Genomic DNA, 261 nt, shown 5'->3' with positions numbered 1-261 from the left:
CCGACTGACCAGCCGCCGTACGATGCCTTGACCGACGCTAGTGCAGCACCGCGAGCTGTCTCCGACGACATCAAGGCCGTCGAACCGGCCGAGGTCGCCGTCCTCGTGGGGCTCGGCAACTCCGAGATGACGCTGTCGGTCGAGCACATCCAGAACCTCCAGGTCACCGTCACCGGGGTCTTCTCGTACACCGGCACGTGGCCGGTGCCGATCGAGCTGACCGCGTCGGGACAGGTGGACCTAGACTCGCTGGTCACGGAA

General features: G+C 66.3%; 1 pseudogene. It reads left to right on the top strand.

Annotated features, from left to right (window positions below):
- Nucleotides 1–27: 27 nt before the first annotated feature.
- A pseudogene (locus tag HWD93_RS18550) lies at nt 28–261 on the top strand (NAD(P)-dependent alcohol dehydrogenase); the annotation flags it as partial.

The sequence above is a fragment of the Curtobacterium sp. C2H10 genome (genome assembly GCF_025407985.1).
Taxonomy (GTDB): domain Bacteria; phylum Actinomycetota; class Actinomycetes; order Actinomycetales; family Microbacteriaceae; genus Curtobacterium.
Note: the sequence above shows the minus strand (reverse complement) of the source record. Positions and strands in the feature narration are given on the sequence as shown.